This window comes from Halobacillus litoralis, from assembly GCF_020524085.2.
Lineage (GTDB): Bacteria > Bacillota > Bacilli > Bacillales > Halobacillaceae > Halobacillus > Halobacillus litoralis_E.
On sequence record NZ_CP129016.1, the window covers coordinates 163,716 to 183,834 of the forward strand.

The following is a 20,119-nucleotide window of genomic DNA, read 5'->3' on the forward strand; positions in this document are numbered from 1 at the left end:
CTTCAGTCAATCCTATTGGAAAAGAGTAGTTCTACCATTTATAATGGGATTAACTGATGATCCTCTCAACCCACTTAAATTGAGGCTCATTTGACAGAGAGGGGCTTGCGAATGGAAATGAACCAAGCTTTACATGACTTTCTTTTGCAAAAAGCTGAAGCTTTAACAGAAGAATGGTACAATTCGTTGAATCAACATGACGTGTCAGGGGTGTATGCAGCTACCGATTCTGCAGTCATTACTCATTTAAAAGCTCAGAACTATGAATTTCACAAATATATGCGCCAGCTTTTCATTTTGGAGCGTGACGAATTTTTCAACCAAATCAACGGGTGGATTATTAATGTCGGCAGAGATCCGCAGCATTTAAACACACCTACCCACGAAATCATCCGGGAGTTCATGCGTGTTCGTGAGCAGTATTTGGATTTCATGGAAGAGTTTATCCTCCAACAGGAAACGCCTGTGTCCCGAGACTTGGAAAATGAATGGAAACGCTTGTTAATTGAAGTCTTTGATGAAATCATGTTTAAAGTGACAGAAGAAAAATCCAATCAATTGAATAAAAAGATTGATCACCAACGTACGGTGATCAATGAATTAAGTTCACCACTTATACAGTTATCCAATGAGCGTGCCCTTCTCCCGCTTGTCGGTAATATTGATACCGAGAGGGCCACAGCTATTCTTGAAAACACCTTGAAAAATTGTACGGAAGAGAATGTCGATGTCCTCTATATCGACCTATCTGGTGTATATCTCGTAGACACAATGGTGGCTCAACAAATCTTTCAATTGATTGATAGTTTACAACTGATCGGTGTGTCATCGACCGTTGTCGGTATACGACCTGAAATTGCTCAGACAGCCGTGCAGCTCGGTGTCGATTTCAGAAATGTCACGACAACTGCGACACTTTCCCAAGCGATGGCCGGCCAATCATTCTAAACGTTAGAACCCCCTTATAAGGGGGTTCTATTTTTCATTACTTCAATCATTCTCTTCAAAAAAGGAATGGTATAAGTTTCATTCCCCCACCATTCTTCAAGCCACTCCAAATGTTTTTCTATCATAACAGCCATGTGGCCCACAGCCTTATCATGCTGCTCCAATGAGATCCAGCCATACACGTTCTCCATCTCCTGAACGTGAGCAGATGGAAGTGCATGCGGGACAGCCTTCAAACCAAGCTGCGCTCGATCCGGTGCGTATTTTTGTAAAAGAACTTTTGCTACATTCAGACCTATATCATTAGCTACCTTTACAGCCCAAAGGTCATTCCCACGATCAGCCGCTTTCTTGTATTGCAGGAAGAAGAAAGCAATGTCATCGACCGCATATAAAAAGTCCTTTTCAGATAAATAGAGATTCTGATGAGATTCATGTTTTTCCATACGTTGTTCCGGATCATAGAGAACACGGAAAAAATCTTTATGTACGAGCGTTTCCTCAGTAACTGTAAAAAGATCGACATGCAGTAAATTTTCATATACAGCAATGATTTGAGGAGCGATAATGAAAATGTCATCGAAAAAAATGATGGGTTGATAGCTTTCGAGATGCTTTTGTCTATTTTTCAAAAAAGCATCCATGTCCACCTCATCGACCAGCACATACAAATCCACATCCGAGTGCTCGTCTTCCTCCCCGCGCCCCATCGAACCCTTTAGAAACACAGCCTTCACGCGTTCATCTTCTTTCAAGCTTTCCTTTATCTTTTCTACTGCATCTCTTTGTCTCATCCAACCCCTCCTATAAATAAAGATTACATCATCATATAATAGAATGAATTTTTTGTAAAAGGAGTCAAAACATGTCTCGAGAAAAATCACTAGAGCTTTTAAAGCTTGAATCTCTTCTTAATAGGATTTCCACCCACCATCCTCTCAGAGAGGAAATAGCAAACCGTCTAGGGCGCTTGTCTGCCGGTCGTTTTGGTGAAGCAACAGCTGATCACTACATGCAGTACTTGCCAGGGAGAAGGATACAGGATGTCAGGATTCACGATGGGATCCAACCTTTTCAGATAGACACTCTGCTTATTTCTAAGAAATGCTTGGTCATTCTGGAAGTGAAAAACTACAAAGGGGAACTCCATTTCGATCTTGACCAACGGAAACTCATAAGAACAATAGAAGGAAAAAGCGAAATATTTCAAGATCCCTTTGTACAAATAGAACTGCAGACATTTCAGTTGCAACGCTGGCTCAAGAGGTCCGGCTTCCCCTCCATCCCCATCTCCTCTTTCATAGTCATCGCTAACTCCAATGCCTCTCTGAAATTCCAAGGAGTAGATCTTAGTAAAAGAAAAAGAGTCATGTTCGTGAAACAACTACCGACTCACCTAACAGGATTCATGGAAAGCTTTGAAGGAAAAAATGTGTGGGCGGACGATCACTTGAATGAATTCTCAACAAGGATTAAATCAGAATATGCCTCCTACGATTCAGATGTCATGAAACAATATGGAATTACTAAAGAACAGCTCATTTGGGGAGTTCCATGTCCTTACTGTCGTATGCTCGGCATGGCGAGACGGCGTGATCATTGGCTTTGTGAACGGTGTGGATCTAAATCAAAAGATGCTCATCTACATTTATTGAAAGATCATCAATTGCTGATTGGAGACACGATTACAAATGCAGAATTCAGTGCTTCAACTGGTATCCGATCCGCAAAGGTGGCTCGTACTCTCCTAAACCAATGTTGCACCCACAACAATCGTCACTCTAAGGCAAGAAAATATACGATAGATTTAGTTAGGTAACTTTCAGCAGTCGTTAAGTCACTTTCCTTACTAGTTAGGTCACTTAAAATTCAGTTAGGGCACTTTGCGATCGCGTTAGGTCACTTTCCCCCACCATTAGGGAACTTTCCTACCCTCTTCAAATACAAAAAAGAAGGGAAACTCCTGAGAGCTTCCCTTCCGCAAAAGAATCTTATCTAATTTGGCCGGTACCCTTCATCAAGAACTTCACTGTCGTCAGTGCAGGGAGTCCCATAGGGCCACGGGCATGCAATTTTTGTGTGGAAATACCGATTTCGGCTCCGAAGCCTAGCGCACCACCGTCAGTGAAACGTGTGGAGGCATTGTGATAAAGAGCGGCAGCATCTACTAGTGCAAAGAATTTCTGTGCTGATTCTGCATCTTCTGTCACAATCGCTTCTGAGTGTTTCGTTCCGTACGTTTCAATGTGTGTGATCGCATCAGTGAAATCGTCCACAGCTTTAACGGCGATGTCTGTGCTCAAGTATTCGCTTGCCCAGTCTTCTTCGCCGGCAAGAACAGAGCCTGGGATGATATCCAGGATATACTCATCACCGTGCACAGCAATGTCGTTTTCTTTCAATGCAGCGATAAGCGCATCTTTATTCTCACTCAACCACTCTTTGTGAACAACAAGTGTTTCTGCAGCGTTACATACCGCCGGGCGGTCTGTCTTCGCGTTCACGAGAATATTGATTGCTTTTTCAACGTCTGCATGCTTATCGACATAAATGTGGCAGTTTCCCACACCTGTTTCAAGTACAGGGACCGTTGCGTTCTCAACAACAGCTTGGATTAACTTCCCGCCACCACGAGGGATGAGTACGTCGATGTGTTCTTTCATTTTGAACAGTTCATTCGTTGCTGCGCGGTCAGTGGATGCGATGAATTGTACTGCTTCTTTCGGAATCTTCGTTTCTTCAAGACCACGGTGCATAACTTCTACGATCGCCTGGTTAGAATTAATCGCAGAAGATCCACCTTTCAATACAATCGCATTACCGGATTTCAACGCTAGACCTGTTGCATCAACAGTTACGTTCGGACGTGCTTCGTAAATCATACCAATAACACCTAAAGGTACGGTTACCTTTTCAACTTGAAGACCATTTTCAAGCGTCCAATCCGTCACTACTTGACCTGTTGGATCTTCAAGTTTAGAAACATCGCGTAACCCTTGGGCAAACTCAGCTACACGCTCTTTTGATAGGGAAAGACGGTCCATAAACGCATCGGTGAAGCCTTTCTCACGACCATTCGCCAAATCTTTCTCATTGGCAGCTAGAATCGTCTCATAATCACGTTCTAGTACATCGGCTAAGTGATTAAGCGCCTGGTTCTTTTCTTGTTCGGAAAGAATCATCAATTTTTTGGAAGCTTTCTTCGCTTCAATTGCTTGTGCTTCAACGTTCACATTAGTTGTTAGTGTCATCAAAGACCTCCTTGATTATTTTAAACACCTACGGGCAGGGCAACGTCTAAGTGGCAGACAAAATCTTTACGTTCGATTGCTGCTTGTTCATATGACTCAAGTTCAGGTTCAGTCAGGCTGATCATTTCTTCCATTTCATCTGAAGAATAATTGACAACGCCTAGACCAATCTCATCTCCATCAAGGTCGTGAATACGCACAACGGCACCTTTTTCAAAACGTCCTTTTACATGGTGAACGTTCATCGGCAGAAGGCTCTTCTTCATTTCAACGATCGATTCTTTTGCACGATGATCGATAATGACTTCACCTTCTGGTCCAGAATTGAAAGCAATCCACTGCTTCTTCTGATCAAGGTTTTCAGAGTCTGTCGTTGTTTCGAAATACGTTCCTGTTGCATTTCCGTACACGGCATCATAAACGATGTTCGGCGTGTTTGCTTTTCCTAAGAAGGAAGAGATGCCGGATGCCATGGAAATCTTGAATGCGTCGATCTTGGACTTCATACCGCCTGTGCCGACTGCACTACCTGGATCACCAGCTGCGGCTTCGATTTCTGGGGTGATTTCGTGGACTTTATCAAGTAGTTTCGCGTCCTCATTTTTTCTAGGGTCTGCATCGTAAAGTCCGTCAATATCGGATAGGATGATTAATTGATCAGCATCCACGAGTCCTGCGACTTTTGCAGAAAGTGTATCGTTATCACCGAATTTCAGTCGATCGATTGTAATCGTGTCATTTTCGTTAACGATTGGGATAATGCCGCGTTCAAGCAGCACATTAATCGTATTACGTGCATTGTTGTAGCGGTCTTCATCAGAGAAGTCGCTGCGAGTAATGAGAATTTGAGAACCCATATAACCGTGGGACAGGAAAAGATCGGAATAAGATTCCATCAACAATCCTTGGCCAATGGATGCGGCTGCCTGTTTTTCAGGTAGAGAGCTTGGGCGCTCGAGGCAACCTAGTTTGCGATAACCTGCGGCTACCGCTCCTGAGGATACGAGTAAAACTTCGTGGCCGTCGTCTTTCAGTTGGACGACTTCATCTACTAATTTTTCTAATTTACGGCGGCTGACTTCACCGTGCATGCTGGTGAGGGAACTACTCCCTATTTTAATAACTACCCTTTTTTTATCTTGACTCAACATATCACTCCTGTTTAACATTTTCGCATCAATTTGCTTCATTTATTTACTGCCTACAAGTAGTCCTTCTAGTTCTTTACTCAATTCTTTTGAACGACTGGCTGCTCCTCTAATCGCTTCAGAAATAGCGTGGCCTCCACCAGCCTCATTTAGAGCGTTAAGCCCTGCAGCTGTTGTACCGTTCGGAGATGTCACATTTTCACGTAGTTCTGTCGGGCTTTCATCACGTTCAAGCATCATTTTCGCTGCTCCAAGCAATGTTTGAGCTCCGATTTCACGTAGAGTTTCACGATCCATGCCTTCTGCACGACCCGTTTCTTCAATGTGTTCCATCAAGTAATAGAAGTAAGCTGGTCCGCTTCCCGCAATCCCTGTAAAGACGTCCATTTTATCTTCTTCAATGACGAAAACTTCGCCAATAGATTTCAATAGTTCTTTGGCAACAAGTACATTGTTCATATCCGCAAAACGTCCTGGCGTGATGGCTGTCGCAGATTCACGAAGCATACTTGAAGTATTCGGCATGACACGGATGACTTGCTGTCCTTCATTTAATCGTTCTTCCATATAAGATGTTGAGATTCCCGCAAGTACAGAAACAAGCACTTGGTTTGCTGTCAGTTTATCTTTCAAATCGGCAAGTACAGCATCAATATCTTTCGGCTTCATCGCCAAAATGAACTGATCGACTTCTGCAAAGTTCAATTCATCTTTTAATACCGTGCGTACGCCGTATTTATGATTGATTTTATTTAAACGTTCTTGATTACTTCTATTGGTCACGATGATGTTCTCAGCTGGAATATTACCGGATTCCACCATGCCTGAAATCATCGCTTCAGCCATTGAGCCTGCACCTAGAAAAGCAATCGTTTGTTTAATCATATTGGGTTAATCTCTCCCGTTCGCATTTTTTGTTCGCTTTATTTAAGACGTTTTTCATCATAACATTGGGCAAATCTTATTCAAGGGGTTTTAGGCAAGTCGGGTCTATATACGCCAATTAGTTAGTGTAAACGGTTTCATGGAGAGGTATTTCCAATTCATCGCTTCTCATCGCAAATAATCTCGTCTCAGACATATATTTGCGGGTTTAATTTTCAAGAAAAGCCGGAGAAAGCAAAATTGAGGGAATTATCAGACTTTATTTTTCGTAAGAACATATAAAAAAACCATCCGTTGAGGATTTCAACAGATGGTCATTTTTCATTAATGAAATGATTCAGTTTTGCCAGTTGCTGGTTTAACTCCCCGATCGGAACAAAGCGGGCTTTGCGGAATAGTTCTTTGCCTTCAGAATAGATCAAAACGGCTGGTACCGTCATGACTGAAAACTCTCCCGCCACTTGTGGGATTTTATCAGCGTCCACATGTCTGGACACAATTTCAGGATAGTCTTTCAACAAGTTTTCGACTTGAGGAAGCAAACCATGACAAACTGAACATCCGGGCCTGGATACATAAACAATCGAAAGCGGATGTTCATGAACAAATCCCTGTAGTTCTTCAATGGTGTTTACGGATTCCACTTTTCTCACCTCTGTTCCATTATATCAAGGAATAGATCAAAATGCCTGCATGGGGACTTAATTCAAACGATCAGGATGAACGTGTTGGTGTTGCTTCGTTTCTACTTCCTTAAATAAATCTTCAGCAGGAGGTTTCGTTGTCGGTATTTGTGTGGCCTGATTTGGGTTTAACATCTGTTTTAACGAAAGAATTTGTTGGTATAAGTCATCGATGTCCTGCTTTGTCGCTGGTCTTTTATGTTCTTTAAACTCATACCCGACCTGCCCGTTTGGTTCCAGGGTCGCCGATTTAAGGTCTGCAATGGAAGTGACGTTGCTCTGCCGTAACTTCATCTCTAACTGATCGACAGTAAAACGCAGTTTCTTTATATTCTTTTCATTTAACTGCCCATTTTCAATTATGGAAACAGACCTGCCTGTGAGGAAACGTTCCATGAAATCGAATTTCACCTGGCTGAATTCCATAACCATCAGAGTAAGGACAAGCACCCCCCCCACGCCGAATGTCACCCATATATTTTCCCCCCGCCACAGGTTGGATGAGTAAGGAACCGATCGCAATCATAATGACCGTTTGTGATAACGTCATCTGTGATATGGATTTCCGACCGGCAATACGAAGAATGATTGTCCCTACAATAATAATGAGAACCGCTTTCCAAATCCAATCCATCATTGATCACCTCTATTTCGTATGTTCACCTAAATAAACCAAGATATTCGCAAGGAAAGGATTGCAAAAGGAAATGCTTTCCGCTATAATCTTTTCAAATATCGAAATTCTAGGAAAAAGAGAGTAGCCACCAGAAACAGACCAGCGACTCAGGGGTGGTGGAAGCCTGAGCAGGATTTCAGTAGTGAAACGGACTTTTGAGAAGCTTTCCTGAATGATGGAGTAGGGAAAAGCCGGGGACGCCCCCGTTAACAACGTCGAGTGGCTGTACGACAGCTATAAGAGTGGTACCGCGAGCACAAACCTCGTCTCTTTTTTAGAGACGAGGTTTTTTTATTTTTATGGAGGTGTCGTTTATGGAAAAACAAATACTAGCCCTGCAAATCGCTCATATCCTTGGGGAGGAATATCCACGGGAGTGGGTGCAGCAACAGATTGAAACCCCTAAACAGTCCAGCCATGGCGACCTGGCTTTTCCTTGTTTCCCGCTGGCAAAGACGTTGAAAAAAAGTCCGCATCTGATTGCTGAGGACGTTTCCAGTCATTTGAAACATCCGATCTTTAAAAAAGTGCAGACAGTAGGCGGCTACGTTAATATTTTTCTTGATCAGGGGTTTGTCGCCGACCATACGTTGAACCAGTTTTACCAAGACCCAGAAGCCTATGGGGCTCACGAATTTGGAAATGGAAAGACTGTCGTCCTTGATATGTCAGCTCCGAATATTGCCAAACCTTTCTCCATGGGCCATTTAAGATCCACGGTCATTGGAAATGCTCTCTCCAACCTTGCTCAAAAATGTGGATATGAAACGGTGAAGATCAATTACATCGGAGACTATGGCACACAGTTCGGAAAGCTATTAGCCGCTTATCTCAAATGGGGGAAAGAAGAAAGTCTCAAGCATAATCCGATTCAAGAATTGACTCGAGTGTATGTAAAGTTCCACCATGCTTCAAAAGAAGACCCCTCCTTCATTGAGGAAGGTAGAGAATGGTTCAAGAAATTGGAGGATAATGATGAGGAGGCGGTTGCCTTATGGAAATGGTTCAAAGCCGTTTCACTGGAAGAGTTTGAGAAGATTTATAATCTCTTAGGCATCACCTTCGACTTGACCCGAGGCGAAGCCTACTATAATGACAAAATGGATACGACCATCGACATGTTGCAGGAAAAAGGGATGTTGGAAAAATCAGAAGGCGCTCAAGTCGTCCGGCTGGATGAGGAAGAATTACCTCCCTGCCTGATTCGAAAAAGTAATGGAACGACGATATATGCCACGAGAGATTTAACGGCTGCGATTGATCGTAAGCAAACGTATGATTTTGATGAAGCACTCTATGTGGTCGGCCATGAGCAAACCCTTCATTTCCAACAGATCAAGCATGTGTTGAAAAAAGCAGGTTTTGCCTGGGCGGATCAATTAAAACATATCTCCTTTGGAATGATGCTTCAAGACGGCAAGAAAATGTCTACACGTCAGGGGAAGACCGTTTTACTTGAACAAGCGCTGCAGGAGGCCATTTCCCAAGCTGCGAATAATATTAAAGAGAAGAACCCTGAATTGAAGGACGCTGAAAAGGTCGCGGAACAAGTCGGGGTAGGTGCTGTCATCTTTCACGACCTTAAACACGATCGTCGCAATGATGTGGAATTTTCTTTGGAAGATATGCTTACCTTCGAAGGCCATACGGCTCCATACCTGCAATACACACATGCGCGTACCGTCTCTTTACTAGAAAAAGGGAACTTTAATCCTAATCATCCTGTAACAGACGTCCACGCAGAATCCGCTTGGCCATTAATAAAAACCATTCGCCTTTTCCCAGAGGTGATTGAGAAAGCCTACAAAGAATATGACCCATCCAAGCTTGCTAGACACCTCTTAGATGTCGCACGTCACTTCAATAGTTTTTACGCCCATACAAAAGTGATTGGAAGTGAAGAGGAACAAGCGCTCCTCACATTGATTTATGCGGTTAATTACCAATTAAAAGAGGGTTTGTCCATTCTCGGGATTCAGGCACCTGAAAATATGTAGCATAGAGAATTTTAGCACTTCCTCCTTTCTTCTATTATAATAATAGTAACAAAAGGGAGAGGAGCGCATCCTATGTACCCGATTTATTACGGACTTGCGATCATTGCCTCGGTAGCTGCCTTGATAGGCACGATCGTTATAGCTAAACATGTAAACAAACCTGAAAACACATCGTCACCCGAAGATGACGCCAAGCAGTTGAAAAACGCCGGGAGTGATACAGGGAGCATTCCGTTACTGACGACCATTTACGCCATCACATTTGTCATAACAGCCATTCTTATGTGGATCTTTATTTTTTAACACAGGTAAGGAGAAGAGGTGCGCCTTTTCTCCTTTTTTTGTTTTCATGATGTAGATTTCACAATAAAATTCGCCTGTCTTTCAGGCTCGACCGTTTCTATGTAGTAATCTTCCGCTTTCCAGTACCGTTCTTTGAATTTATCGATATTCTTTCTCGTTTCCTCCCTTTCTCGTAAGAACCTTTCTTCTCTTGGACACTGGACATAGACCACAAAATCAAAAAAGCTTCGCCACTCTTCCCTTTGTAAAAATACACCCTCCACAATAACCAACCTATTCTCTTTTACCAGCGCTTTAAATAAGTCTTCCTTTAACGCTTTGACATCCCATTGCAGAAAATAATATTCGTACCATTGTTCATACCCAGTATTGTATCTCTTCTCTCTTTCCACAACGTAATCATCGATATGATACGTAACGACTGGAAAAGACGATTTCTGGAGTTCCTTTTCTATTTTCTCTGTAAGCGTCGTTTTCCCTGAACGACTCAAACCATCGATTCCTAATACAAATCTTTTCCCTTCATCTAATGAAGGAATTCTTCGAAGGATCTCTCCCACCACCCTCTCCCCCTCCTTTCGTTATTGTTTTATTAACGTATATGGCAGGATTGTGTAAGACTCAATTTCGAGATGTTTGTGTGCGTGTAGGGGCTCTGGGAAACAGTTCGCTTTCCATGGGGCGGGCGGTGAGCCTCCTCGGACTTCGTCCTGCGGGGTCTCACCTGTCCCACACGTCCCATAGGAGTCTCACCGTTACCCTCCGCCCCTTGGCCGTATGAGTGTCTCGAAATCACTTCTAGAATATGCAGTTATTCAGCTTGATGGGAGTATAAGGATAAAACTCCCATGCCCAGGTATCTGATATCCTGGGAGCTTGATACAGGGCGCTTTATGCTTATAACAGTAGTATAGTGGAAGACAATCCATCTTGGTAAAGGGGTTCGTTTCTCACATTCATCGAATGGGGTGGTCGGGAAGCTGCGAGACTCCCGCGGGAATGGATTGGCTGGCGAGACCCCACAGAGCGGAGCTCGAGGAGGCTTGCCGTCATCCCCGCAGGAAAGCGAGCGGCTTCCCAACCACCCCTAACGCTCATTACGGCAACGAACCACGGAAACATCTCGAAACTGAGTCTTCAACTGAAGGGAGCTTTTATTGAAATCTTAGTTTCGGAACTTCTATGTAATATTCCTTCTCGTTTCACCATGCGGATTCCCTTTTTCAGAAGGGAGGAAAACCCTTTTTCAATGAAAATGCACATAATTTTTTCACCACTGACACATACTCTCGATAAATTCATGTTATCTTTCGAGTAGGTCTATGAATATCTTAATAACAGAATGGTCACTAGCTCATTTGACGTACAAACCCTTTCTTTTGAAAAATTTAAGGAGTTGGCTACTGTGAACCAATCCCATGTGTTTCAAAACCTCACCCATAAAAAGATGAAGTTTGAAGAAGTGTTTTCCCATATACTAACGTTTATGAAAAGTGATCCGATTGGGGATTACAAGCTCATGATGGGAACCGATTCCCAAGTTCATCCCTCCCACACCCTGTTCATTACCGGCATCGTCATCCAACGAGTTGGAAAAGGGGCCTGAGCCTGTTTCCGTAAAGAAGTGGTCCACAGAGAAATGACTACCCTGCATGAACGTATTTCCTACGAGACATCATTAACGGAACAAGTGGCTTCCTTATTTACGGAAGAAAAGAAGAATACCCTCATCGAAGTTGTTCTCCCTTATATCTATAAAGGGGCAACGTTTACAATTGAAGGACACATTGATATCGGGAGTGGAGAGCGAAACAGGACAAGAGTCTATGTAAATGAAATGATGGCCAGAATCGAGTCGCTTGGAATGGAAGCGAAGATTAAACCGGATTCCATTGTCGCAAGTAGTTACGCCAATCGATATACAAAGTAGTGGGCGGTGATTGTTGATGTATCAAAAGGCCGTTACCTCTTGTGTGTTAGGAATGATGTCCACTTTTCTTCCTTTTGTCGGTATCATTCTTGGATGGATCGGTCTCTCTTTGGCAAATAAAGCTCTCGTTGAACTCTCCACAGACGCCCCAGGATACCGGTTCGCCTTAGGGGGGAAGGTATGTAGCATCGTTGGGCTTTGCCTGCAGTCTTGTATCCTTATCTTTATCCTTGCTGCCTATTTCTTTTTCATGAACCTGAATCTTTTTATGTAAAATAAAAAAGCGTCCCCTAAAAACGGAGAGGACGCTTTTTTCTTACGCATTTATTTTTTTCAATTCTCCAAGTACGTCAGATGGCTCGGCTCGATCTTTGTAGTCCGCCTTCGTATAGTCATACACAATCGTACCATCTGTATCAATAATATAAGTTGCGGAGACAGGCAGAGTCCATGTCTCATCGCCATTATGTTTATCCACGTGCAACCCTTTATCTTTGTACACATCTACAAGATAATCTGGTAATTGGTACACCAAATTGTATTGATTGGCCACTTCATTCCCAACGTCGCTCAGTACGTGATAGTTGAGTTCATTTTTTTCATGGGTGGTCAATGACTGATCGGGAGTTTGAGGGCTGATTGCCATTAATTCAGCTCCTTGTCCATGAATCTCATCTAAAATCTGCTGATAGGCTCTCAATTCCATGTTGCAGTAAGGGCACCAGCCTCCGCGGTAAAAAGTAAGGACGACTGGACCACTTTTCAATTGTTCATACAGTTCGACCGTTTTTCCTTTCGCGTCAGGTAAATTAAAGTTTGGCGCTTTCTCACCTGTAGACAAACCATCTCCATCATCCGAAGATTCAAGTTCATCAATCGCCTTCTTCATTTTTTCATGGATTTCATCAGGAGTTGCTTTCTTGAATTTTTCAATGTAATCATGATAATGCTTTCTCATTTCTGTCTTCATGAAAAAACTCCTTTTTCAGTGGATTCACTTTTCATTATATAGAGTTTCGACACTCGAAGAAAATGATTTGCTTTCTCTCGTCATCCATAAAGCCAGCCCAACAGCTAAGAGTCCTGCTGTTAATTTACCCAGCAATACTGGAAAAATCATATCCTTTTCGACACTCGCTACGAAGGCGAAATGACTGCCGATGACGAACGCTCCACTCACGGCAAACGCAGCGTTGACCGTTTTTCCTCGTTCATCCATATCTTTCATCGTCGCTAACATAGGGAGGTGATGCGCCGTGGAAGCAATCAATCCTGTTATAGATGTAGAATTCATGCCTAATCTATCACTCAGTCGTCCTATCCACCTCTCTCCCCGCTGATTAATGAAAGCAACAAGGGGATAAGCGCCTGCTAATGTAACGGTAATCCTTCCAACGATGACCATCCCTTCAGATAAAGGTGCCATCCCCGGGAGGACAACGAACCCTGTTAATGATTCAATGATTATAAGTGCGAGACCAGTGATAATTATGATTTCAATGGTTTTTCCGAAATAAGAAAATAACCGGATGGTTACGTTCGTGAACAACCACAAACCTGCCCCAATACAGACGGAAAGAAGAATAGCTGGTGTTAAATTCCGTAACATCCATACCACTTCATATCCTGCCACAGCCCCACCGACAAAGCATCCGATCGGAACCGTAACCAAACCAGCTAAAATTCCTCTTGAAAAGAAAGGACGATCCTCTTTCTTCACAATCGTAAGCGCAACAGGAATTGTGAAAACAAGCGTCGGTCCCATCATCGTACCGAGGAGGGCCCAGGAAAAGGTGGCCGCTTCCTCTTCTAAGGCTAAGGATTCCGCCAGAGAGTAGGCTCCCATGTCAATAGCAAGCATCATGGATGCAAACATCGACGGATCCGCTCCAAACCATAAAAACACGGGACGGATGGCAGGCGCCAACAACTGGGACAGTACAGGTGCGAGGGAGATGATCCCTACCATCGAAAGAGCCAGTGGGCCCATCATCATAAACGCTTCGTAAAACCGCCATCCAAGGGACAGGCGGTGATTAAGCACGTAGTAATCAAGTGCTCCCAATACCATGAAGAAACACATGACAATCAAGATAGCGTCATTAACCCACAAAAGCCCAGCCCCTTCCTTTTTTGAATCTATGTTTACGGCCACTTCAACATAGGGTAGAAGTTTTTCTATAATGGTTTACTCGCCATTTCCTATTGGACGCTGCCATAGCCTTTCAATATTTTTAAAAAGGGGAATAAGAAATGGTACAAGCTCTGTTCATCGCTGCGGTTATTTTCATTGCAGCAAATCTCGTTTATTTTTTCACAAATAAAACATACAGAAAAAGCTACTTCAGCACAGCCCTATTCTTTCAATTATTTTTTGTTCTCACAGGTGTATTAGTGGGGTTTACGCTCCTTTACTATCTGCTGTCTTTAGATGAAGTCATTCTGGTTACTAGTTTATCATCCCGGGACCCTGTCGACCCAACCTTTTTGGACTTGCTTTACTTCAGTGGGGAAACATTGTTGAGCGTAGGTTATGGGGACATGCTGCCTGTTGGGATGGCCCGATTTTTTGCTTTGCTTGAATCAGGAATCGGCATCCTTCTCCCTACGGCCTATTTCTTAAAAGCGATGGATACGTCCAGGCAAAGCGAAGATTAAATATTAAAAGGACCCTTGTGAAAGGGTCCTTTTAGTTATCCAATGGAGCATGCAGCAGAGCCATGCTTTTGTAAATATTTCTGGTGATGCTCTTCTGCTTCATAAAAAGTTGTTGCTTCTTCTACTTCTGTAACGATTGGGCGTTTAAAAATCCCTTTTTCTTCCCATTCTTTGATTTTTTCTTCAGCAATGTATTTCTGGCTTGCATCCGAATGGAAAATGACAGAACGATATTGGTGACCAACATCGATTCCCTGCTTGTTGCGGGATGTCGGATCGTGGGCTTCAAAGAATATATTCACTAGTTCTGCATAAGTGATGACCGTTGGATCATAGTTCACTTTGACAGATTCCGCGTGTCCACTCTTTCCTGCTTTGACCTGTTCATATGTCGGGTTCTCCAGATGGCCGCCAATGTAACCGACCTTCGTTTCTGTCACCCCTTCGAATTTTTCAAAAAATGCTTCTACTCCCCAAAAACATCCTGCACCGAAAATAGCGGTTGCCATTTAACATCTTTCCTTTCCCTTAACGCAACTTCTATCGAGAGCCTTGACGGTTATGGTGCTTACACGAAAAGACCCCTTTTCTTATCCAGTAAGAAAAGGGGTCGCTAATATCCGCACGATCCTCTCATCTCTTAGAATGTTGATACATTCTACAGGAATTGGCACCGTTCTCGTCAATCCGTAGATTGATTCGATGGTTGCCGGGCATCAAAGGGCCAGTCCCTCCGCCTCTCTGGATAAGAAGTTTCCGTTATTTATTTTTTGTTAGTACCCATAGTACTACGTATTTGTAACGAAGTAAAGGATAACAGATTAAAAAATTCTATTGAATGCACATTGAGTTCTTCTTTGAGTTCATTATATTCAGACCTTAACATGCTCATGCCTGTCTGTAAAAAAATCCGCTCTAGCTCAGCTCTGCCCCGTCGTGTAAACTTCCTCGAAAGGCTGGACAATGACAAATCCATCACCTTCAAACTCCATTTGAATCGATTCGCCGCTTCCCCTGCCGATGAGTGTCTTGAAGCTGATGTCCGTTTTGAAATTCGGCTCTAAGTGCCCGGACCACGCCACAGTAGCATGCGGGTCTGTAATGACAGGTTCACCAGGACGTACGAGCAGCGTCAACGGTTCATAGTGCGAAGTAATCGCGACGCGCCCACTCCCGCTGAGGGTTACGTTGAACAACCCACCTGAAACCATACCGGCTACTTTTTTCATCAGTTTGATATCCCAGTCAATGCTTGGTTCAAAGGCAAGAAGATCGTTGCCATTCACCGTAATCGTTTCATTATCCAGGTCAAAAATAGTAATCTTTTTGCCCTGATCGGCAAGGTAAAGTCGCCCGCGACCAGTGGCCTTCATTAAAGAACTCCCTTCACCGGTCATGGCTTTTTTAAATAAACGACCGACGCCATGCTCGAGGATTCCTTCTCTTTCAAATTTAATGTTCCCATTATAAGAAATCATCGCTCCTGCTTTTGCCCACACTTGATCGAGGAGGTTTACCTCAAGAATTCTCGGGGTCTCCAGCTCAAAATAATCATTCTCTGATTCATCCTGTTTCGTTTTTCTAATAAATTCATCAATAGAGTAGTCGCTCATTGTATGTTCCTCCTAATCATATTCTATAGTTATTTATGCTTCCTCATTGCTTCTATACCACGATGGATCAAAATCGAGTCCTAAAGTTTACGTATCTGTAACTCAGTGGAAATGATTAAAACAGCCTTCGTAATTTTCTATTCAATAAACGCAAATTAATCCCTACTTTAAAATATACATTTTACTGTTCCTCTAGATGCTTTTCAAACCAATCCAGCACCTCAGGAGCATACTCTTTGAAATGCAGCCTCAGGCCGTGATCTCCATTTTCATATTCGACATACCGATGGAGATCATGATTACTTTCCATCAAGTTTGCGAACATTCGCGCTTGTTCAACCGGGACTGTCTGATCCCTTTCCCCGTGAAGCATTAAGGTTGGGACATCAATATCCTCCACCCAATTGATTGGAGCAAGCTCACGATACCAGCTTTGGTCTCCCCCTGGTTCCCCCATTAAATGTTCGATTTGTTTTTGAACAGGTTCTGGTTGTGTTACATACAGCTGCTTCAAGTCGGTAATGCCTCCAATTACAGCGACTGCATTAACCTCTATGTCTTCTTGAACGGCTAGGAAACTCATCCACCCGCCACGGGAATATCCGAGCATAACGGTTCGCTCTTCATCGACATGGTCAAGCTCGGTACCCACCTTCTTTAAATCCAGAACATCCCGGACAAAGTCTTTCCTTTTCGTTGGCTCAAACTTTTCTTCTGCATTTTCCCTGTAGTGAGTCGCTAGTACAACATACCCCTGCTTCGCCCAATAAGATAAGTTTTTAAGTTCTTCCGCATCTGTCAACGCACTTTCTCCCACTCCTCCACGATTGTGAATGAGCAGCGGTAGAGTGCCATCAATATCATCCGGTTCAACCCAAAGCCCCGGAATTTCGATACCACTGCTGTCGTATGTAATGGAATATCCTGTAACACCTGGTACACCAATTTCTACCTCTTCCTGACTAAGGAGAATGTTATCCTCTTTAGCACCAACAAAAAATACAACAGCTCCTATAAAACAAAGGAAAACCAAGAAAGCTCCCAGCAGTTTCTTCACCTAATCCCCCCTGTGAAATTGGAATAATCTGTATGACCTGGTCATGTAATTTTTTTCCTCTTCTTCCCTCTACATACGGAAGGGTGTGTGAAAGGTTTCATTTCTTGAGGTGCTAGGGAAAGAAACTTCTATAGGAGTTGTGATAGACTCGAGATAACTTCACTTGAAAGGGAGAATCTGTATGTATGGCTTAGATGAAAAAAGAAAAGAACTGCTCGATTTTGTAGAAGAAGTTTCAGAGCAAGAAGCATCGGTTAAGCCTGAAGAAGACCGTTGGTCGATCCTTGAAGTTTTAGAACACTTATACTTAATGGAACAACTAATCGTTTATCAAATCAACCAAGCTCTCAAACAGGGAGACACACAACAAGCGACAGAAAAACCGATCCATAAGACCACCAACCGGGATTACAAAGTCGAGGCTCCAGAGGCCGTTCGTCCGAAAGGGGAATTCAAGACCCTGCAGGAAGCAAAAGAAGGTTTGAAGAAGACGCGGGAGGCGACTTTATTCCTTATTCACAATAAGGAGGAAGAGACATTACAAAACCGTGCTTTCCCTCACCCTGCTTTCGGAGATATGAACTTGGAACAGTGGGTAGAGTTTATCGGTTGGCACGAACTACGCCACCTTGATCAAATGAAAGAAGTAAAAGCCCTTATTCATACGTAACACAAAACAACCCCCTGAGTTCATAACTCAGGGGGTTACTCCTACCACTTACTTTTTAAAATCCTCTGGTTTCACTTCCTCACCATTTTTACCGGTGTAGCGAAGTCCCCAGCCTGTCCATGCTGCAATAAACATAACAATCAATAACAACCAACCCTGAAAGACGAACGGAAAGACTTCTCCAGGTCCGACAACAGGTAAGAAGTCGTATTGATCGGCTGCCCCCTGGACTGTAGCCCATGCGAGCAAAACCCCACCACTCCAAGGGAAAATGTACCCAAGTGAAGAGGTGACTGTATCAAGGAAGTTGGCTCTTCGATACGGATGAATATTCATTTCTTTTCCTAATTTACGAACAAACGGTGCTGCAGCAATCTCAGCCGCTGTATTGATCGTAATAAATACATTCAAGAAAGCAACAATTCCGAAAATGGAAAGTTCGGCCCTGCGCACCACATTGTTAATTAACTTTAAGAAAAAGTTCTTGATGACATCCATGGTGCCTGCGACATCCAACAGGTAGGCAGCGGCAAGGATGAATAAAATTAGGATTGCCATATTGAAATAGCCACTAATTCCATCAATTAATGCCCCTTCAATCACTGCTTCACCGGCATCGTTCTTATGGATGTACAGGACATCTTTCAAGGAATGACCGGTAAGGAAAATGAACACGGCAGCGGCAAGGATCCCGTAGGATAGCGAGGTCAATAGATGATGACCGCTTAAGGCTAAGTATAAAACTAAAGCAAAAGGAGCTAACATGAGAAGCCCTTCAGGTGAAACTTCACTTTGAAGCTCACTGACCACTTGCTGACTGCCCATCTCTCCACCACCGCCGAAAATTACAAATAAAATGAGAGCTGGTATGGCTGCTGTGATGGAATATTTAAAGCGTGACCGCACAACTCCTGGTACGTCAGCATCCTGAGTTGTTGCAGATACAATCGTCGTGTCTGATACAGGGGCCAAGTTATCTCCAAAAACAGCTCCACTTAAAATCGCAGCAAGGAGAATAACAGGATCCGCTCCTAGAATGACTCCAGCCGGATACATCAGAACACCAAAAGTCGCTACTGTACCATAACCGGTACCGACAGCTGTTGAAAACAATCCTGCTAGAAGAAAAGTTATGCCAACAAAGGCTCCCCCCTTCCAGTCCGGATTGGAAACCGAACCAAATAAGGCCGTCGACTAATCCACCAGCGGATAACATGTTTGCAAACATCCCTGCCCAAAACCAGGCGATGATGGCAACGACTCCTACAGGTTGGGCCATGCCGGATATTAAGCTCTGTGCATAATCCGACCATTTGGACTTACATAAAAATAAACCGATAGCAATCCCAATGACCATCCCTAGCACTAACGCTTGTTCGGTCACAAGGCCTGTTACACTTAATACAATTGCCCATATGATGAAAAACACCAAAGGAATGGTCGCGGTAAAGACTCCTCCACGAAACTCTAACCTTCCTATTTCTTTTTCACCTACGGCTTCATCAATGACTTGATCTTTTTCATTATCTGCCACTAGATTCCCTCCTCTACCAACGTTAACTGTACAATAGTTTATCATCCCATGTGTATGGATGTAATGTCACGATTTTTTTCATAATTTTTCTAAAGTAGTGTATTATCAAAAAAGTAAGGTTAGGAGAATGACCATGCTTCAATTAATCCCTTTTCAAGAAAAAGATTTTCAAACACTTTTCAATTGGATTGAATCACCGAGATCCCTCATGCAATGGGGAGGGCCGATGTTCAATTTCCCATTAACCCATCAGCAGCTGATGGATTACAAAGATGCAGAAGACCGACGAGCTTTCCAAGTGTATGATCCCTCACTCGATGAAATCGTCGGGCACCTCTCTATAGGACGAATAGATCTTGATAAAAAACAAGGGCGCATTGGAAAAGTCATTGTTTCTCCCAAATATAGAGGGAAAGGGTATGGCCGCCATATGATACAGCTAATATCCATGTACGCCTTTCAACACCTTAAGCTAGAAAAAGTGACATTAGGTGTCTTCGATTTCAATAGAGGGGCCATCCGCTGTTATGAAAATGCTGGTTTCACCATAGACCACTACTTTAAAAAAACATCGCCCATTTGAAGACGAAATTTGGAGCCTTTATGAAATGAGTCTCCATAAATATACATAGCACCTAAGAGGGGAGAACGCGTGACGTTCTCCCCTCTTACTTTTTCATACTCCCCCCATTCCTATTCACCACAACCAATAGGAAAGCTCCAGCATCCTTTTTGCATGTAAATAATTGGGTGACCAGGTCATACA

The 20,119-nt window shown here is 43.2% G+C and carries 18 protein-coding genes, 3 pseudogenes, 1 riboswitch and 1 other annotated feature; of the genes and pseudogenes, 8 read left to right on the forward strand and 13 right to left on the reverse strand.

The window, feature by feature from the left end; genetic code table 11:
- The first annotated feature begins 111 nt into the window (after positions 1-111).
- On the forward strand, positions 112-948 hold the full coding sequence (locus LC065_RS00965; protein WP_306163683.1) for an STAS domain-containing protein: 837 nt from the start codon (positions 112-114) through the stop codon (positions 946-948).
- A gap of 14 nt (positions 949-962) precedes the next feature.
- Here the strand turns inward: LC065_RS00965 and LC065_RS00970 are convergent, their stop codons facing one another.
- Complete coding sequence (locus tag LC065_RS00970; protein ID WP_226594047.1) at positions 963-1,742, reverse strand: nucleotidyltransferase domain-containing protein; 780 nt, start codon at positions 1,740-1,742, stop codon at positions 963-965.
- A gap of 71 nt (positions 1,743-1,813) precedes the next feature.
- On the opposite strand from LC065_RS00970, the gene LC065_RS00975 reads away from it, so the two are divergent.
- Positions 1,814-2,767 carry a nuclease-related domain-containing protein gene (locus tag LC065_RS00975; protein WP_226594045.1) on the forward strand — a complete coding sequence of 318 codons (954 nt, stop codon included), beginning with the start codon at positions 1,814-1,816 and terminating at the stop codon, positions 2,765-2,767.
- Positions 2,768-2,939: 172 nt separating this feature from the next.
- On the opposite strand, the gene LC065_RS00980 is transcribed toward LC065_RS00975, so the two are convergent.
- The 5 genes and pseudogenes from LC065_RS00980 to LC065_RS01000 form a co-directional block, all read right to left on the reverse strand.
- Positions 2,940-4,199 (reverse strand): glutamate-5-semialdehyde dehydrogenase, encoded by a 1,260-nt coding sequence (locus LC065_RS00980; RefSeq protein WP_226594043.1) that lies wholly within the window; start codon positions 4,197-4,199, stop codon positions 2,940-2,942.
- Between the two features lie 20 nt (positions 4,200-4,219).
- Positions 4,220-5,350, reverse strand: a complete 1,131-nt coding sequence (proB, locus tag LC065_RS00985; protein WP_146815438.1) for a glutamate 5-kinase — start codon at positions 5,348-5,350, stop codon at positions 4,220-4,222.
- A gap of 39 nt (positions 5,351-5,389) precedes the next feature.
- On the reverse strand, positions 5,390-6,232 hold the full coding sequence (gene proC, locus LC065_RS00990; RefSeq protein ID WP_226594039.1) for a pyrroline-5-carboxylate reductase: 843 nt from the start codon (positions 6,230-6,232) through the stop codon (positions 5,390-5,392).
- A 314-nt stretch (positions 6,233-6,546) separates the two neighbouring features.
- On the reverse strand, positions 6,547-6,876 hold the full coding sequence (locus LC065_RS00995; RefSeq protein ID WP_226594037.1) for a thioredoxin family protein: 330 nt from the start codon (positions 6,874-6,876) through the stop codon (positions 6,547-6,549).
- Positions 6,877-6,933: 57 nt separating this feature from the next.
- A pseudogene (locus LC065_RS01000) lies at positions 6,934-7,549 on the reverse strand (DUF421 domain-containing protein).
- A gap of 102 nt (positions 7,550-7,651) precedes the next feature.
- Positions 7,652-7,865 (forward strand) — a binding site (T-box leader).
- Between the two features lie 40 nt (positions 7,866-7,905).
- On the opposite strand from LC065_RS01000, the gene argS reads away from it, so the two are divergent.
- The gene (argS, locus tag LC065_RS01005; protein WP_226594033.1) at positions 7,906-9,588 is read left to right on the forward strand and encodes an arginine--tRNA ligase; all 1,683 of its coding nucleotides are present in this window, start codon (positions 7,906-7,908) and stop codon (positions 9,586-9,588) included.
- A gap of 72 nt (positions 9,589-9,660) precedes the next feature.
- Positions 9,661-9,891: a hypothetical protein gene (locus LC065_RS01010; RefSeq protein ID WP_220585740.1), complete on the forward strand. Its 231-nt coding sequence runs from the start codon at positions 9,661-9,663 to the stop codon at positions 9,889-9,891.
- A gap of 44 nt (positions 9,892-9,935) precedes the next feature.
- Here the strand turns inward: LC065_RS01010 and LC065_RS01015 are convergent, their stop codons facing one another.
- Positions 9,936-10,451 carry an AAA family ATPase gene (locus LC065_RS01015; RefSeq protein WP_226594141.1) on the reverse strand — a complete coding sequence of 172 codons (516 nt, stop codon included), beginning with the start codon at positions 10,449-10,451 and terminating at the stop codon, positions 9,936-9,938.
- Between the two features lie 887 nt (positions 10,452-11,338).
- On the opposite strand from LC065_RS01015, the pseudogene LC065_RS01020 reads away from it, so the two are divergent.
- Positions 11,339-11,821, forward strand: a pseudogene (locus LC065_RS01020) (ribonuclease H-like YkuK family protein).
- 316 nt (positions 11,822-12,137) lie between these two features.
- Here LC065_RS01020 and LC065_RS01025 read toward each other — a convergent pair.
- Both LC065_RS01025 and eutH read right to left on the reverse strand, forming a co-directional pair.
- The gene (locus LC065_RS01025; RefSeq protein WP_306163684.1) at positions 12,138-12,791 is read right to left on the reverse strand and encodes a peroxiredoxin-like family protein; all 654 of its coding nucleotides are present in this window, start codon (positions 12,789-12,791) and stop codon (positions 12,138-12,140) included.
- 24 nt (positions 12,792-12,815) lie between these two features.
- Complete coding sequence (eutH, locus tag LC065_RS01030; RefSeq protein WP_226594029.1) at positions 12,816-13,934, reverse strand: ethanolamine utilization protein EutH; 1,119 nt, start codon at positions 13,932-13,934, stop codon at positions 12,816-12,818.
- 140 nt (positions 13,935-14,074) lie between these two features.
- Here eutH and LC065_RS01035 point away from each other — a divergent pair, with 140 nt between their 5' ends.
- Positions 14,075-14,479: an ion channel gene (locus LC065_RS01035; protein ID WP_226594027.1), complete on the forward strand. Its 405-nt coding sequence runs from the start codon at positions 14,075-14,077 to the stop codon at positions 14,477-14,479.
- 35 nt (positions 14,480-14,514) lie between these two features.
- Here LC065_RS01035 and msrA read toward each other — a convergent pair whose 3' ends face one another.
- From msrA to LC065_RS01050, 3 genes are all read right to left on the reverse strand, one after another.
- Complete coding sequence (msrA, locus tag LC065_RS01040) at positions 14,515-14,988, reverse strand: peptide-methionine (S)-S-oxide reductase MsrA (protein WP_226594025.1); 474 nt, start codon at positions 14,986-14,988, stop codon at positions 14,515-14,517.
- Between the two features lie 121 nt (positions 14,989-15,109).
- Positions 15,110-15,231: riboswitch (SAM riboswitch) on the reverse strand.
- A 168-nt stretch (positions 15,232-15,399) separates the two neighbouring features.
- Positions 15,400-16,092: an AIM24 family protein gene (locus LC065_RS01045; RefSeq protein ID WP_226594024.1), complete on the reverse strand. Its 693-nt coding sequence runs from the start codon at positions 16,090-16,092 to the stop codon at positions 15,400-15,402.
- A 181-nt stretch (positions 16,093-16,273) separates the two neighbouring features.
- Positions 16,274-17,149 (reverse strand): alpha/beta hydrolase family protein, encoded by an 876-nt coding sequence (locus LC065_RS01050; protein WP_226594022.1) that lies wholly within the window; start codon positions 17,147-17,149, stop codon positions 16,274-16,276.
- 181 nt (positions 17,150-17,330) lie between these two features.
- On the opposite strand from LC065_RS01050, the gene LC065_RS01055 reads away from it, so the two are divergent.
- Entirely contained in the window at positions 17,331-17,819 is a 489-nt protein-coding gene (locus tag LC065_RS01055) for a DinB family protein (RefSeq protein WP_226594020.1), read from the forward strand.
- Between the two features lie 48 nt (positions 17,820-17,867).
- Here LC065_RS01055 and LC065_RS01060 read toward each other — a convergent pair.
- Positions 17,868-19,353, reverse strand: a pseudogene (locus tag LC065_RS01060) (Na+/H+ antiporter NhaC family protein).
- 133 nt (positions 19,354-19,486) lie between these two features.
- Between LC065_RS01060 and LC065_RS01065 the strand changes: the two are divergent.
- Positions 19,487-19,936, forward strand: coding sequence for a GNAT family N-acetyltransferase (locus tag LC065_RS01065; protein WP_306163685.1), 450 nt, complete (start codon positions 19,487-19,489; stop codon positions 19,934-19,936).
- Positions 19,937-20,119 lie beyond the last annotated feature (183 nt).